The sequence below is a fragment of the Oleispirillum naphthae genome, from assembly GCA_027864655.1.
GTDB classification, from domain to species: Bacteria; Pseudomonadota; Alphaproteobacteria; order Rhodospirillales; family Rhodospirillaceae; genus Oleispirillum; species Oleispirillum naphthae.
Map to the genome: position 1 here is coordinate 387967 of JAQAZG010000002.1, position 12013 is coordinate 399979.

Genomic DNA, 12013 nt, shown 5'->3' on the forward strand with positions numbered 1-12013 from the left:
TTGCCAGATGCCGAGGTTTTCCGCAAACCTGTCGTTTCTTTTCCAAGAATGGGCGCCGGAAGCGCGCTTCGTCGCTGCGCGCGAGGCCGGCTTCAAGGGCGTGGAGCTGCCGTTTCCCTACGATATCGGCCTCGGCAAGCTGGGCGACCTGCTGGCGATGAACGGCCTGCAACTCGCCGCGTTCAACGCCCCGGCGGGGGACTGGGAAGCGGGGGAGCGCGGCCTCGCCGCGCTGCCGGGCCGCGAGGAGGAGTTCTTCGACGGCCTGGAGCGGGCCTTCGACCTGGCGGATTTCGTGGACGCCAAGCGCGTCCACGTGATGGCCGGGCTGATCCCCGAGAAGGCGGACTTCGACGAGGTCTACGACACCTACGTGGACAACCTGACGCAGGCGGCCAAGGAGGCGCGCAAGCGCGGCCTCACCGTGATGATCGAGCCGGTCTCGCATGCCGCGATTCCCGGCTACATGCTGGAGACGCCGGACCAGGCCCTGGCGGTGATCGCCGACGTGGACGACCGCGGCCTCGGCCTGATGTTCGACGTGTTCCACGCGCAGATGGCGCAGGGCCGCCTGGCCGAGACCATCGAGGCGGCGATGGGCAGCCTCGCGCACGTGCAGATCGCGGGCGTGCCGGAGCGCGCCGAGCCGGACGCGGGCGAGGTCAACTATCCCTATCTCTTCGACCTGCTGGACGCGCACGGCTATTCCGGCTGGGTCGGGCTGGAATACCGGCCGCGCCTGGGCACGCTCGCCGGGCTGCGCTGGGCGCGCTCCTGGGGGATCATGCCGGAGGGGCCGACGGCGCCGGGCAAGGGCAAATCCGCCCCTTGACGAGGCGGGCGAAGGGCGTTATCAACAGCGCCCCGTGTGGCGAGTGTAGCTCAGTCGGTTAGAGCGCCAGTTTGTGGTACTGGATGTCGTCGGTTCGATTCCGATCACTCGCCCCATTTTTCCCCTTTAGAACCAATATGTTATCAACTCTCCGCGAGAGGGGCGTTGAAGGTTTGCCACTTTTATTCTGAAGGTTTGCCACTTCACGTTCTCGCTTTGCTCTTTTCGGCGCGGACCACCTTGGCCATCGCGGACTCGGCGAGTCGCTTTTGGTTCGCACCTTTAGCGTAGTGTTCAAGCATCATCAGGGTGTTATGCCCGGTGATGGCCTGCGCCTCTTTTGTAGAGCAGCCTGCTTCCATCAGTGTGTTCGTCGCGTTTTTCCGTAGTCCGTGGAATGGCAGTCCGGCGCAGCCGGTGGCGTGCTGGGCGCGATTCCATAGGGCGGCGAATCCGTCCTCGGTGTACGCGGAGCCATCGAGACGTGCCACGATGGTGAGAGGCGTGGCTGCCGCGCGCTTTTGTCGGCGGCGAGTCTCGGTGCGAGAGGTCTGCTCGGCTTTGATTTTAGCGAGTTCTACCCGGAGAATCGGGTGGAGCGGGATGGTGAGCGCGCCTTCCTCTTTTTTCTTTTTGGCCTGCTTTACCACAATCGCGCCGCCGTCCGGCGTGATGGCGTCCCATCGCATGGCTAAAACATCGGCGCGGCGCTGGCCTGTGAACAGAGCAAGGAAAAACGCGGTGCGGGGCGCACCGGACGCTAGTTTGGAAAACCTCTCAAGCGCGGGCTGCGGCCAAGGCTTCCACCCTTCGGTATCGATTCGGATCGGCTTGATCCGAGTGGCGGGGTTGTTGTCGATGATTTCGATCTCGACCGCGTAGTTGAGCAAGATGCGCAGCGCGTCGAGCGCCTGGTTTGCCTTGCGCGGCTGTTCGGCGAGGCTGTCGCGGTAGGCGCGGATCACGCGCTTAGTGATGCCGATCACCGGCACGTCCCGCCATTTCTCTCGCATCGGCTCGATGTGGCGCTTGTATTCGATCTGCGTCGATTCGCGCAGGTTTTTCCAAAATTCCGGTGCAGCGTAGTAGGCTTCGACAAGTGCGCCGAAGGTGCCGCGCGTCGCCTTGTTCGTGCGAGGGCGATCCGCTTGAGCGTGGATACGATGATATTCTGCCAGAAACTCTGGCGATCCCGGATCTCCAGATATGGCTTGCCGCCGTCCGCCGCGCCGGTAGTAACAGCGCAGGTGACCGTGACGGTCGCGGAAACTGTGGAGGTACGGTAGGTCGATCAGGCCCACAGCGTCAGGCTCCATTAGCCGATGGCCGCCATAGCTTGAGCCTCGGCGGCGGATACATCATCAGCAGACGATGCGCTGCCGTTGTCGCTGCCGTCAACCTCCCCGAGGGCTCGATCGATCTCGCGCAAATCCCACAACACGCGTTTCCCGTCCTTGTGGGGTCGAGGCAGGGAGCCGCAGCGGACACGGTTGTCGAATGTGGTGGGAGATAGCCCGCAGTAGTATGCGGCCATCTCCTTATCCATCCTTCGCGGCAGCGCGCCTGGTGGCCAGTTGCGTGGTGTTCTTGGCATCATGCGGCCTCCGCCTGGCGGGCGAGGTCGGCGGCGTTCGCGCGGACGATGGCCTCTGCCATGACTGGAGGAACCGAGTTGCCACACATGCGAACTTGCGACGCCTTCGACAGGCGCTTGCCGTTGTACTCGATATCGACGAAATCCGCCTCGCCGCCGCCCGCGAAGCTGTCGAGGATGATTTCGTTCTTGCGCTGTGGCACCGCGCCGCCGGTCAGGGTCAGCATCATTCCGCAGCCTCCGGGGTGTACCCGCACGACAGACCACATTCGGTGTCGAATTCTTCCTCGTCTATCGGAGGGTCGAGGAGATCAGGGTTTTCGCGGACTTCTCTGGCAAGGTCGGCCACGCGGTCGCGCCGGTCGAAGAACCCATTCTGTTCCACTTCTTGCTCGTGCCACCACTTTGCCGAGGCGGGGTGGTCAGCGATGATGCGTTTGCGGATGTCTCGGCCTTTGTTGAAGCACAGGTCGCAGTTTCCCTCCCACGGCTCAAGCTGTAGACCGAAGTCCTGGGCGCTCCAGAACGCCATGACTTGCTGTTTCACCACCTTTGCGCGGCTGAGTGGGTAGAGAACCTTGCGTCCATCCTTTTCGGCGTTTTCAAGACCGCGGAAGATGCGCATGCCTTCGTCATAGCGCAGGCCGATGACTTCCGCGTACTCTCCGGGGTTCCATCCCAACGATGCAGCGAAGGCCGTAAGGACTTTGACCTTGAGGAACCCGGTGCACCACCGTTCCCGCCAATTTGGCAGGCGTTGCTTCTTCTTGATCAGTGCCTCGAAAGGCTCGCCATCTCGCGAGGCGCTGTTGAAGCCCACTTCCTCGAAGCACGGCTTCGCGTCGCGCCATTCCAGCCAATGGATATTCACACCCCAGCGCACGCCGCACTCATAGACAAAGCGAAGGGTTTCCTCGCGCTCCTTGCCCGTGTTGGCGAAGGCGACCTGGACGTCATCAGGTAGCCGCCCCTCATGTGCTTGGATGATTTCGTGGAGCATGTACGCGGACGTGCGCCCTCCGGAGAAGGAGATTATGGCGGGGCCGGTAATGGCGAACGGGTTCAGCATCCCGGCCTCCCGTCGTCCTGGTTCGCGATTTCCAATAGCACGTCTGCATGGCAGGGCTGGTCGAGCGGGCACCAGCAGGCAAGGTCTTTCCCGCGCAGTTCAATCCTCGCCGCCTCGACAAGGCGGGCGTTCTCCGGGCGCTCCAAATAGCCTCGGTACAGGTCGGAGAGATATTCCCGCTTTCCATCTCCGTCTTTCCCGGCCTGATAGGGGTTCCCCCATCGGCTGCCTCGCCCGACGTAGACGGTATTCGGCGGCATGCGCCACCCCTTGGTGCGCTTGCGCTGTATACGCTTAGGCATGGCCCGGCCTCCCATCGTGCGTGGTGCCGTCCATGGGTTCGTGTGCCGTGCACTTCGGCTGGCCTTCCTCGTCGTACACCCATTCCTTCGGGTATTCAGCGGCGCCAATGTTGAAGGCTAGGGCAGCCGAGAGAATGCAACATCCGAAGCCGCTATCCGGGTCTTTGCGGAAAGCCTCGTCTCGTCGGCAATCCGCGCACCAGTTGTAATAGAAACCGTCGCCCTCGGTGCCGCTGGTGGGGCGATATGGGTGACCTGCCCGAGACTTGAAAAGCGCTGCATCCTCGTTGGCATAGAGATTACGGTCTGTCATTGCAGCACCTCCAACTTCGCTGGAAGTCTGGCGCGTCCAACATAGGACCGATCAGAGAGGTAGCGAGTGCCACACCGCATCACGCCAGACACCTCTCCTCGTGCATCAAGTATTAGGCAGAAGCAGGTTTCATCAGACTTCTGCCCAACGACGAAGTAGTAACTGCCCTTTGTGTTCCGATAGACATCACCGATCTCTACGTTAGGCTTTGTTCCACCTGAGCCTGGAATTTCTAGGCGCATCACTCGCCCTCCCCGCTGCCGACCTGGATGAATCTTCCGTCGCGGAATTCGAAGGGGAGCGATTCGGCGGACCACGAGTAGAACGAGACGTCGTATCCGCCCGGCCCATCGGCGGCGAACGTCGCCGCAACGAAGGTATCCATGTCGAGGGCCATGGTGTCCGGGTCGAACGGGATGAAGACATGGAAGGTGCCGCCCGGCGGAGGCACGGGAATGGGTACGGTGCAGTCGTAGGTGCCGTCTTCCTCGATGAGGACGGTCGCGCGCCCCAAATCCACCACCCAATCGAAGAGGACGATTTCCCCCTCATTCAGGGGCATCGGCGGGTCGGTCTCGTCGAACCCGCCAAGTCCGGCTCCTTCGACGATCCAATCGTCCGGGGTGGCGCGTCCGGGCGGGGTGACTTCGTCGATGTAGTCCGTGGGGACCCATTTCTTGACCATGTTCAGCCCTCCCCGCTGCCGGTGCTCGCGCGGTCAAGGCGCTCGATCTCGGCGAGGCCGAGCGCGACACCCATAACCAGTCGTTCTCGCCGGTCAGGGATGGGCTTGAGGCTCCACCCGCAGGTGAGTTCAAGGATCATGTCGAGGCGGATGTAATCGTCTTGTTTGAGGAGTTTCTCCCCGTCGACGGTCGCTTCGTAGGGCAGTAGATAGAGCGCAGCGGCGAGGCCGAGTTCGCCCTCACCCTCGCCCATACGCTCGTCATCGTCTCCCGGCTTCCACCCAGGCTCTTTCGTGCCGAGCTTCCTAACAGCGGCGATCACGTCGGCGGCGGCCTGGGAGACTGACGTGGGCGGGATGGAGGGGGCGGCGGTCACATCGGCAACGGTCTTCCCGGCAAGCCGCGTGAAAACCGTATCTTCGTAGCGGTTGAACCATTCCCAGTAGACATCATCGTCTTCCGGCGGAACGTCGCACAGCGTGTCGCGCGCCTCGATCAGCGCCGCATCATCTTCAGCGAGCGCCGCTTCCAGCGCGGCGACGCGGGCGCGGAGGGCGCTCGCTTCATCCTCCGCCGCTTCTTGATCCTGCCGAGCTATGTTGCGCTCCGCCTGCCAACCCTCGATTTCATGCTGGAGACGAGCAATATCTGACGCATGATCGCGCTCAAGGACACGGACGGCATAGCGCAAATCGGATTCGTCTTTCTCCGCCCTCTCGGCCCGCGCCACGGCGGCGCGCACATCTCCGGAAAGGTTGTGCCAATCGCAATCGTTCTCGCCATCCGTCTGACTGCGGCCAACGGCGATGGCGATATCCTTCATTTCCCCTCGAAGGTCCTCGATTACATCCGCGGCGGCGCGCAAGTCGCCGATGGTGAGCCTCGGATAATCCGGCCCGGAGCATCCGGCAGGCAAGATGGGCAGGGCGGTCCAGATGGGAAGGACGGTGCTATCCGGCACGCCCTCTTCGGCGGCAACCTCCAGAATCGCCTCGATGGTCGTCTGTTTTATGGTGTCGGTCATGCCACGTCCTCCAGGTGTTTAGGTTTGTTGTCCATGCCGTCGCGGTAGCCTTCGGTGAGCCCGGCGACGTAGTCGGTAGACGCGTGGTGCGGGTGCCAGAGCTGATCGGGGTTTTGGCGGATGCCGTCTCCCTTATCGATCGCGGCACGCTCCAGGCCGATCTGGTATCCGAGCTTTCTGTCCGTCATCGGCGTACGGGGTTTCAAGCTCATGGCGATCCGTCCTTGCGCTGCTTCTCGTAGGCTTTGCGAATCTCCGCGTGTTTGGCCTTGCGGGTGCGGTCCTCGGCGCGGAAGCCGTCGATGATCTGGCACATTTCGGCAAAGCCGCCGCGCCCGCGCTTGGCCCGCCAGTTCATCGCGAAGTCGTAAAGCTGGGCGGCGCGGCCCTCGCGGCGGTGGTGGTGATTGCGGCGGCAGGCGGTGGCGCAGAACACCTGATCCTGCCGGGCTGGGTAGAAGGGCGCGCCGCATTCCTGGCAATAGCGGATACCGAGCGGTATACCTTTGGGTTTGATGTGCTGCATATCCAGCGTCTTCCCGACGTCGCGCGGTTTCATGATGGTGATCGGCATGATTGGGCTCCCTTAGAACGGCACGTCGTCGTCAGAAATGGCGGCAGCTTGGCGCGCTGCTTCTTCGGCCCACCTTTTGTTGAGAACCGCCTCCTGGTTCGCGAGGATGTCGAACCCAGCAGCGATAGCGCGCCGGATCGCAGCGCGGTGCAGGTCGCGTTCGCACTGCTTCCTCACCACTTCATAGGTTCTCAGGATTTCCATCGGTCCTTGCCGGAACTCTTCCGGAAGATCGCGGACATCGAACGTGACGGCGTGTTCCTCCTCGGTGCATCCTCCCGGAATGCCGATCGGATCGAGGCAATACCAGTAGCCGAGGGGATAGTTCTCGCGGTCGTGGAGGACGTGGTAGACCTTGACCCCGTTCTCTTCCAAGAACAGGTACTGCTTCGCCAAGCGGCGAAGGCGCGGGCATTTCTTCGTGGGTGCGGGCATCGTGTAGCCTCCTGCCTCAGAATGGGATGTCGTCGTCGCGCGGCGGCGAGGTGGTGCCACACGAAGCGCCGGACGCGGTTTGCGGGGCGGTTCCGCCGCTGTGCGTGCCGTAGGCGTCGGGATCGGCGGCGGGCGGGGTTCCGGCGGGCTTGTCGAGCAGGGTGATTTCGCCCTTGAAGGCATGGACAACCACCTCGGTGGTATAGCGCTCGACGCCGCTCTGGTCGGTCCACTTGCGGGTCTTCAACTGGCCTTCGACGTAGAGCTTCGAGCCCTTGCGGGCGTACTTTTCCAGCACGCCGACCAGGGTGTCGTTGAAGACGGCGACGCGGTGCCACTCGGTGCGTTCCTGGCGCTGGCCGGTGGCCCTGTCGGTCCAGCTTTCCGACGTGGCGAGGCTGAGGGTGGCGGCGCGATTGCCGTTCGCCATCGTGCGGATATCGGGGTCGCGCCCGAGATTGCCGATCAAGATGACCTTGTTGACGCTACCGGCCATGATCAGAAGCTCATGTGTTCGCGGGCCCAGGCGCTGGGGCACCAGCGATAAAGGCGGGTGAGCCATTCGTCCGCCGCCTTGGGCCAAGGCCAGGGGCGGATGACGGTGGTGAGCGGGCCGGGCAGGGGCTCGCGCCAGAGCGCGGCGTTTTCGACCTGCATGTCGCGGTGTTCGGTGGCCAGCGCGACGAGGTCGGCGTGTTTGATCGCGCCGCCGAAGCCGACCGTCAGGGGGTAATCGAGCCCGGCGGCGGCGTGGATGGCGCGGGCCTGCATGTCCTCGGCGATGGCCAGCACGTCCCCCGCGCCGTACTCGGCGGCGATCATCGCGCAGAGGCGTTTGTATGGCGTGGGGATGTCGCCCGAGAACGCTTCCGGCGCATCGTGCAGCAGGCCATATGGGCGCAGCGCCGGGGGCAGCATGTCCGCCACCACGCAACAGTGCTGCGCCACCGAGTAGGTAACGCCGGGGGTCGCGCCGACGAAGCGGTTGACCTTCGCCAGTTGCTCGGCGATGTCGGGCCAGTGGATGGCGGCGGGTTCGGGGTCGGAGAGGCTCCATGCGCGCCCGGAGCACATCTGCAACAAGAAGTCCGGGTTATACGGGGGGATGGCGTTCATCGCGCGCAGACTCCGATGACGCAGGTGGCGCAGAGGGCGACGAACAGACAGGACCATCCGAACGGGGTGAGCATCCGGAAGACGCGGGCGGCGCGGTGAAGGCGGCGGGCGGCGGTCATGCGGCGTCCTTTCTCTCGGGTGGCCAGGGCATTCCGGCGATGCGGTCGATCACCGCAGAACTCTTGTAGAAGGGGGGCAGCTTGTAGGCAGGGTGCGGGCGGACGGATACCGTCAGGCGCAGCAGCGTGGCCTTGAGGTCGAGGTCCCGGTTCAGTCGCGGCGCGAGGATAAGGTCGCGCTTGATGCCTTCCATCAGCTGGCGGAGGAGGGCGGGGCTTGCCCCGTCAAGCGCGTCGGTCAGCGCGTCGAGCATGGGAATGCCGACGCTGTAGGGGGCGAGATAGCGCGAGATGATCGCATAGCGTTCCTCGTCCCCGGGGAGTTCGATGGTCAGATGCATGCCGAACCGCCGCCATACCGCCGGGTCGATCGCCTCCGAGCGGTTGGTCGCGGCGATGATGATGCCTTGCGACGCTTCGAGCCGCTGCAGAAGGCTGTTGACGGTCGCGTTCATCTCCCGCGCGCAGGCCTGGTTGTCTTCGGTGCGTTTTGTGGCGACGGCGTCGAACTCGTCGAGGAAAAGGATGGCGTCGTCCTTCCGTTCCTCCAGCCACGAAAAGGCGGCGGCGATGTTTTTGCCGGTTTCGCCGAGGTGTGCTCCGACCATGTTGTCGGTCTGCACGCACAGGAGCGGCAGGCCGAGGCGGGCGGAAAAGTGATGCGCGAGGGTGGTTTTGCCGCAGCCGGGCGGGCCTTCGAGAATCATCGACCGGCGCGGCTTGAGCCCGACCGCCTTTAACTCCTCGGTCGCCCACAACTCGGTCATCCACTGGTGGACCGCCTCGCGGACGGGGCGGGCGAGAATCGGCTGTTCCGCCTCGCTCGGCATCAACACCCGCACGAACCCCTTCACGTCGTGCGGAATCTTCAGGTCGTTTCCCATCACTCGGCGCTCCCTTCATCGTCGGGCTTCTTCGGCTTCTTGCTGCGCCGCCACGCCTCGGGGAGGTCCATGCCGTCGCTTCCGGCGGCGCGGCACCATGCCTCATCCCACGCCGCGCGGCGGGGGTCGCGGGCAGGGAAGGGATTGGCGGTGACGGACTGTCCGGCGCGGGCGGCGGCATCGCCCATTTCGCGGGCCTTATCGATGTCGGCGTCGGCGTCGAAGGGGGCGGGCGCTTCCGGCTCCGGCTCCGGCTCGCGGCGGTCCTCGATGTCGTACTGGCCGTCGCCGTCGTCGTCGCGCTTCGGCTTCTTTTCCAGGCGGCGGCGCGCGGCCTCGCCCAACGGCGTGTCGTAGAGCATGCCGAGGGCGGCCTTGTAGATGTCGAGCAGGGCTTCTTGCTCCTCCCGCTGGAGCGGGTCGAGCTTCCGCAGCTTGACGATCTCGCGCATCGTCTTGGTATCGAAGCCCTGGGACTTGGCCTCGGAATAGACGGCGGCGATGTCGGCGGTGATCGCCGCTTTTTCCTGCTCCAGGCGCTCGACGCGCTCGATCAGACTGCGGAGTTTTTCTCCGGATGCACCGCCGATGCTCATGACGCGGCTCCTTGTGTGGTGGTGACGGGGTGGGCCTCGCGGCGGGCGCGAAACAGGCTGGCGCGGGCGCTGGAACAGGCGGAGCGCAGGGACTGGACCCGCGCGAACGTCTCGATGGTGTTGATGCGGTCAACCATTTCGCGGGCGGTGGCGTCGTCTCCGCGCCGAATGGCGGCGCGGGCGGCTGCCGTGGCGCGCCACAGCGACATGGCGGGGAGGGCGAGGCCCAACTGGCACAGGGTGGCGGGCATGGCTCAGGCTCCGAATGCATGCACGAGGGTGCGGATCAGGCGAATGACCTCGGTGGCGCAGGTGCCGCCGATCACCAGACCGGCACCGACGACGGTGGAGAGGGCGAGGACCACCGTGAAGCTCACATTCCACGGGAGTTGTCGTGGGGAGGTGGGCTCCCCGTATTCATGTTCCGGCGGCGGCTTGGCCATGGTTCAGGCCCTCTTGCGGAGGTTGATCGTCTGCCGCTTGTCCTCGCCCTTGCGGATGTGGACGGCGGCGGCTTCGATCTTGCCGACCATCGTCGCGAAGGCGCGGCGCTCGGCATCGGTGCGCTGCGGCGCACTGGCGGCTTCGCGCATGCCGAGGGCGATGGCGAACAGGTTGGCGGCGTGATCGGTGCGCGGCATGGCTCAGGCCCTCGCGTCAGAAGAGATCAGCCCGGCGTTGCGAAGTGCCGGGATTCCGTGCGAACGAAAGATCGAGATGACGGTTTTCACATGCGCGTCATCGACGACGAGCCGGTCCGCGGGGAGGAACCCAAAATCCTTAGTGAGTTCCTGGTCGCTGAAGGCGATGGAGCAACCGCGCTTGCGGAGTTCGTCTTCCATTGCCCAGCGGACGGTGGACTTGCCGACCGGGCCGTACCCGGTCAGGCGAACAACTGTCCCAGTGGACGTGCGCTCGGTGATGCTGACGCGCAGTTCGCCGTTGATCGTATTGATCGTGGTGTGAAAAGGCATGGCTCAGGCCCTCGCGTTGCGCTGGGCCGCGCGGCGGGCGGCCCGGGCGTGGGTGGCGATCTCCTCGGGGGTGAAGCCTGCGGCGAGGAGGTCGTCCTCCGTACAAGCGCCGGACGCGGCGGCGCGGTCCTGCATCACTTCGGCCATCACGGCGGTCATGCCCTTGCGGGCGGCCTGGGCTTCGATCCTGGCGCGGGCATGGGTCGCCTGCGCCTGTCGGCGGCACACATACTGCGGAGAAACGGGGTTGATCATGCTGACCTCCTGGGTTGGCGCTTACTGCCGCGTCGGATGCATCCGGCGCGGGGTGTAAGCGTCAGCGGGTGATGTGCTTGACCGCCCACATGACGGCTTCTTCCATTTTCGTCTTGGCGAGCGCGAGTTCGCGGCTGCTGCCGAGGCAGTCGCAGTACTCGACGAAGGCGAGGCCCTGATCCTTGAGGGCCGACATCGCGGCTTTCTCTTCATCCGACAGGACGCGATAGGCGTGGCGCATGACGTTGTTGACGGTGCGTTCGTCGGAGGTGCTGGGAACCGTGGTGGTGTCGTTCGTGGACATGTCTGGTCTCCTCCTGATGGTGTTCTCAGGAGGGGTGCCCTCCCGAGGTGGTTACGGGAGAACGATGCGCAGTATTGCGCAACATGTCAAGCGCAATAATGCGCAGTCTACGCGCTGCGGAAGTCCGTCAGGGATTCATCTGATCGAAATTGTCGTGTTTACCGGTGCCGTGTCCGGTAGTCTGCGACGACGACGGCGGTGACCAGAATTTCGTTTTGGGGTTCGGCTTCGTTGGTCCAGTCGCCGTTTTTCGGAAGGCGTAAGGGTGCCTGGAATTCCGGCCTGTCGGATCGAGGCCAGAGCCAAGCCTGACCATCTTTGTCGTGGCGGAGTTCCTTTACCGTCGCTTCCACCATGCCATTCTCCCACCGCTGCACGATGACATGATCGCCATCGATCAACGAGTGGTCGTATTCCATCATGGGGACGCACACGAGGATTGTTCCCTCAGGATAGACAAGGTTCATCGACTCTCCCATGACGCGCAGCCCGAAATATTGGGTATGGCTGTCTGGTCTGGGAAGAGTAACCGGGGTCCACTCATCCTCGCGTAGCTCATAAGCGCTGGTCCATACGCCAGCCTGGACTGCGCCCTTGACGTCAATGGTTATGGAATCCGCCGCAACAGGCTCCAGGGATGACGATCCAGATATTCCATATATCTGCGCCTTGACCGCCGCTTCATGTTTGTCGGTGATTTTTTTGAGGTAGCTACTCACGGCGTCGTCGATTTTCGCCATGGTGGGTACGCTTAGGGTGTGTTTCACCTCTTGGTTGAGGAAGCGATTTAACGTCGACGGCGCGATTCCTGAGGCTCTGGCCAATTGGGTCGATGTCCATCCGGTGATCTGCATGGCGAGGCGTATACGGTTTCGCGCGCCTTCCTGGATTTTCTCAGTCGATGTGTCCATCCGTCCCTCTGTTCTGCTGGTGCAT

At 63.8% G+C, this 12013-nt stretch carries 24 protein-coding genes and 1 tRNA gene; 2 read left to right on the plus strand and 23 right to left on the minus strand.

Annotated elements, in window-relative coordinates; all coding sequences use genetic code 11:
• The first annotated feature begins 7 nt into the window (after positions 1-7).
• Positions 8-832, plus strand: coding sequence for a hydroxypyruvate isomerase family protein (locus O7R11_RS03945; protein ID WP_337996183.1), 825 nt, complete (start codon positions 8-10; stop codon positions 830-832).
• A gap of 39 nt (positions 833-871) precedes the next feature.
• A tRNA-His gene (locus O7R11_RS03950) sits at positions 872-948 on the plus strand.
• A gap of 87 nt (positions 949-1035) precedes the next feature.
• On the opposite strand, the gene O7R11_RS03955 is transcribed toward O7R11_RS03950, so the two are convergent.
• From O7R11_RS03955 to O7R11_RS04065, 23 genes are all read right to left on the minus strand, one after another.
• Positions 1036-2133 (minus strand): tyrosine-type recombinase/integrase, encoded by a 1098-nt coding sequence (locus tag O7R11_RS03955; protein WP_337996184.1) that lies wholly within the window; start codon positions 2131-2133, stop codon positions 1036-1038.
• A gap of 14 nt (positions 2134-2147) precedes the next feature.
• Positions 2148-2366: a helix-turn-helix transcriptional regulator gene (locus O7R11_RS03960; protein WP_337996185.1), complete on the minus strand. Its 219-nt coding sequence runs from the start codon at positions 2364-2366 to the stop codon at positions 2148-2150.
• A gap of 59 nt (positions 2367-2425) precedes the next feature.
• On the minus strand, positions 2426-2656 hold the full coding sequence (locus O7R11_RS03965; RefSeq protein ID WP_337996186.1) for a hypothetical protein: 231 nt from the start codon (positions 2654-2656) through the stop codon (positions 2426-2428).
• Positions 2653-3495: an adenine nucleotide alpha hydrolase family protein gene (locus tag O7R11_RS03970; RefSeq protein WP_337996187.1), complete on the minus strand. Its 843-nt coding sequence runs from the start codon at positions 3493-3495 to the stop codon at positions 2653-2655. The genes O7R11_RS03965 and O7R11_RS03970 overlap by 4 nt, the downstream gene beginning before the upstream one ends.
• Positions 3489-3812, minus strand: a complete 324-nt coding sequence (locus O7R11_RS03975) for a DUF4326 domain-containing protein (protein ID WP_337996188.1) — start codon at positions 3810-3812, stop codon at positions 3489-3491. Before O7R11_RS03975 ends, O7R11_RS03970 begins: the two co-directional genes overlap by 7 nt.
• Positions 3790-4110 carry a hypothetical protein gene (locus O7R11_RS03980; RefSeq protein WP_337996189.1) on the minus strand — a complete coding sequence of 107 codons (321 nt, stop codon included), beginning with the start codon at positions 4108-4110 and terminating at the stop codon, positions 3790-3792. Before O7R11_RS03980 ends, O7R11_RS03975 begins: the two co-directional genes overlap by 23 nt.
• A 241-nt stretch (positions 4111-4351) precedes the next feature.
• Positions 4352-4795: a hypothetical protein gene (locus O7R11_RS03985; protein WP_337996190.1), complete on the minus strand. Its 444-nt coding sequence runs from the start codon at positions 4793-4795 to the stop codon at positions 4352-4354.
• 2 nt (positions 4796-4797) lie between these two features.
• Positions 4798-5820, minus strand: coding sequence for a hypothetical protein (locus O7R11_RS03990; RefSeq protein ID WP_337996191.1), 1023 nt, complete (start codon positions 5818-5820; stop codon positions 4798-4800).
• The gene (locus O7R11_RS03995) at positions 5817-6008 is read right to left on the minus strand and encodes a hypothetical protein (RefSeq protein WP_337996192.1); all 192 of its coding nucleotides are present in this window, start codon (positions 6006-6008) and stop codon (positions 5817-5819) included. The genes O7R11_RS03990 and O7R11_RS03995 overlap by 4 nt, the downstream gene beginning before the upstream one ends.
• Before the next feature lie 20 nt (positions 6009-6028).
• A complete protein-coding gene (locus O7R11_RS04000; RefSeq protein ID WP_337996193.1) occupies positions 6029-6394 on the minus strand; it encodes a hypothetical protein in 366 nt (121 codons plus the stop codon).
• Positions 6395-6406: 12 nt separating this feature from the next.
• A complete protein-coding gene (locus tag O7R11_RS04005; protein WP_337996194.1) occupies positions 6407-6829 on the minus strand; it encodes a hypothetical protein in 423 nt (140 codons plus the stop codon).
• A gap of 16 nt (positions 6830-6845) precedes the next feature.
• Entirely contained in the window at positions 6846-7325 is a 480-nt protein-coding gene (gene ssb / locus O7R11_RS04010; RefSeq protein ID WP_337996195.1) for a single-stranded DNA-binding protein, read from the minus strand.
• A 2-nt stretch (positions 7326-7327) separates the two neighbouring features.
• Complete coding sequence (locus O7R11_RS04015) at positions 7328-7945, minus strand: HD domain-containing protein (RefSeq protein WP_337996196.1); 618 nt, start codon at positions 7943-7945, stop codon at positions 7328-7330.
• Positions 7942-8064: a hypothetical protein gene (locus O7R11_RS04020; protein ID WP_337996197.1), complete on the minus strand. Its 123-nt coding sequence runs from the start codon at positions 8062-8064 to the stop codon at positions 7942-7944. The genes O7R11_RS04015 and O7R11_RS04020 overlap by 4 nt, the downstream gene beginning before the upstream one ends.
• Positions 8061-8948 (minus strand): AAA family ATPase, encoded by an 888-nt coding sequence (locus O7R11_RS04025; protein WP_337996198.1) that lies wholly within the window; start codon positions 8946-8948, stop codon positions 8061-8063. The genes O7R11_RS04020 and O7R11_RS04025 overlap by 4 nt, the downstream gene beginning before the upstream one ends.
• Positions 8948-9544, minus strand: a complete 597-nt coding sequence (locus O7R11_RS04030; protein ID WP_337996199.1) for a DUF2312 domain-containing protein — start codon at positions 9542-9544, stop codon at positions 8948-8950. Before O7R11_RS04030 ends, O7R11_RS04025 begins: the two co-directional genes overlap by 1 nt.
• Positions 9541-9795, minus strand: coding sequence for a hypothetical protein (locus tag O7R11_RS04035; RefSeq protein WP_337996200.1), 255 nt, complete (start codon positions 9793-9795; stop codon positions 9541-9543). The genes O7R11_RS04030 and O7R11_RS04035 overlap by 4 nt, the downstream gene beginning before the upstream one ends.
• Positions 9796-9798: 3 nt before the next feature.
• The gene (locus O7R11_RS04040; protein ID WP_337996201.1) at positions 9799-9921 is read right to left on the minus strand and encodes a hypothetical protein; all 123 of its coding nucleotides are present in this window, start codon (positions 9919-9921) and stop codon (positions 9799-9801) included.
• A 69-nt stretch (positions 9922-9990) separates the two neighbouring features.
• The gene (locus O7R11_RS04045) at positions 9991-10185 is read right to left on the minus strand and encodes a hypothetical protein (RefSeq protein ID WP_337996202.1); all 195 of its coding nucleotides are present in this window, start codon (positions 10183-10185) and stop codon (positions 9991-9993) included.
• Positions 10186-10188: 3 nt separating this feature from the next.
• Entirely contained in the window at positions 10189-10518 is a 330-nt protein-coding gene (locus O7R11_RS04050) for a P-loop NTPase family protein (RefSeq protein ID WP_337996203.1), read from the minus strand.
• Positions 10519-10521: 3 nt separating this feature from the next.
• Positions 10522-10773, minus strand: coding sequence for a hypothetical protein (locus O7R11_RS04055; protein ID WP_337996204.1), 252 nt, complete (start codon positions 10771-10773; stop codon positions 10522-10524).
• A gap of 61 nt (positions 10774-10834) precedes the next feature.
• Positions 10835-11077, minus strand: a complete 243-nt coding sequence (locus tag O7R11_RS04060; RefSeq protein ID WP_337996205.1) for an Acb2/Tad1 domain-containing protein — start codon at positions 11075-11077, stop codon at positions 10835-10837.
• A 158-nt stretch (positions 11078-11235) separates the two neighbouring features.
• Complete coding sequence (locus O7R11_RS04065; protein ID WP_337996206.1) at positions 11236-11988, minus strand: LexA family protein; 753 nt, start codon at positions 11986-11988, stop codon at positions 11236-11238.
• Between the last annotated feature and the right edge of the window lie 25 nt (positions 11989-12013).

Excerpts from the sequence above, each read along its gene's own strand:
- O7R11_RS03945 (WP_337996183.1), top strand. The coding sequence starts at position 8 with ATGCCGAGGTTTTCCGCAAACCTGTCGTTTCTTTTCCAAGAATGGGCG.
- O7R11_RS03960 (WP_337996185.1), bottom strand. The coding sequence starts at position 2,366 with ATGGCCGCATACTACTGCGGGCTATCTCCCACCACATTCGACAACCGT.
- O7R11_RS03965 (WP_337996186.1), bottom strand. The coding sequence starts at position 2,656 with ATGATGCTGACCCTGACCGGCGGCGCGGTGCCACAGCGCAAGAACGAA.
- O7R11_RS03970 (WP_337996187.1), bottom strand. The coding sequence starts at position 3,495 with ATGCTGAACCCGTTCGCCATTACCGGCCCCGCCATAATCTCCTTCTCC.
- O7R11_RS03975 (WP_337996188.1), bottom strand. The coding sequence starts at position 3,812 with ATGGGAGGCCGGGCCATGCCTAAGCGTATACAGCGCAAGCGCACCAAG.
- O7R11_RS03980 (WP_337996189.1), bottom strand. The coding sequence starts at position 4,110 with ATGACAGACCGTAATCTCTATGCCAACGAGGATGCAGCGCTTTTCAAG.
- O7R11_RS03985 (WP_337996190.1), bottom strand. The coding sequence starts at position 4,795 with ATGGTCAAGAAATGGGTCCCCACGGACTACATCGACGAAGTCACCCCG.
- O7R11_RS03990 (WP_337996191.1), bottom strand. The coding sequence starts at position 5,820 with ATGACCGACACCATAAAACAGACGACCATCGAGGCGATTCTGGAGGTT.
- O7R11_RS03995 (WP_337996192.1), bottom strand. The coding sequence starts at position 6,008 with ATGACGGACAGAAAGCTCGGATACCAGATCGGCCTGGAGCGTGCCGCG.
- O7R11_RS04000 (WP_337996193.1), bottom strand. The coding sequence starts at position 6,394 with ATGCCGATCACCATCATGAAACCGCGCGACGTCGGGAAGACGCTGGAT.
- O7R11_RS04005 (WP_337996194.1), bottom strand. The coding sequence starts at position 6,829 with ATGCCCGCACCCACGAAGAAATGCCCGCGCCTTCGCCGCTTGGCGAAG.
- ssb (WP_337996195.1), bottom strand. The coding sequence starts at position 7,325 with ATGGCCGGTAGCGTCAACAAGGTCATCTTGATCGGCAATCTCGGGCGC.
- O7R11_RS04015 (WP_337996196.1), bottom strand. The coding sequence starts at position 7,945 with ATGAACGCCATCCCCCCGTATAACCCGGACTTCTTGTTGCAGATGTGC.
- O7R11_RS04020 (WP_337996197.1), bottom strand. The coding sequence starts at position 8,064 with ATGACCGCCGCCCGCCGCCTTCACCGCGCCGCCCGCGTCTTCCGGATG.
- O7R11_RS04025 (WP_337996198.1), bottom strand. The coding sequence starts at position 8,948 with ATGGGAAACGACCTGAAGATTCCGCACGACGTGAAGGGGTTCGTGCGG.
- O7R11_RS04030 (WP_337996199.1), bottom strand. The coding sequence starts at position 9,544 with ATGAGCATCGGCGGTGCATCCGGAGAAAAACTCCGCAGTCTGATCGAG.
- O7R11_RS04035 (WP_337996200.1), bottom strand. The coding sequence starts at position 9,795 with ATGCCCGCCACCCTGTGCCAGTTGGGCCTCGCCCTCCCCGCCATGTCG.
- O7R11_RS04045 (WP_337996202.1), bottom strand. The coding sequence starts at position 10,185 with ATGCCGCGCACCGATCACGCCGCCAACCTGTTCGCCATCGCCCTCGGC.
- O7R11_RS04050 (WP_337996203.1), bottom strand. The coding sequence starts at position 10,518 with ATGCCTTTTCACACCACGATCAATACGATCAACGGCGAACTGCGCGTC.
- O7R11_RS04055 (WP_337996204.1), bottom strand. The coding sequence starts at position 10,773 with ATGATCAACCCCGTTTCTCCGCAGTATGTGTGCCGCCGACAGGCGCAG.
- O7R11_RS04060 (WP_337996205.1), bottom strand. The coding sequence starts at position 11,077 with ATGTCCACGAACGACACCACCACGGTTCCCAGCACCTCCGACGAACGC.
- O7R11_RS04065 (WP_337996206.1), bottom strand. The coding sequence starts at position 11,988 with ATGGACACATCGACTGAGAAAATCCAGGAAGGCGCGCGAAACCGTATA.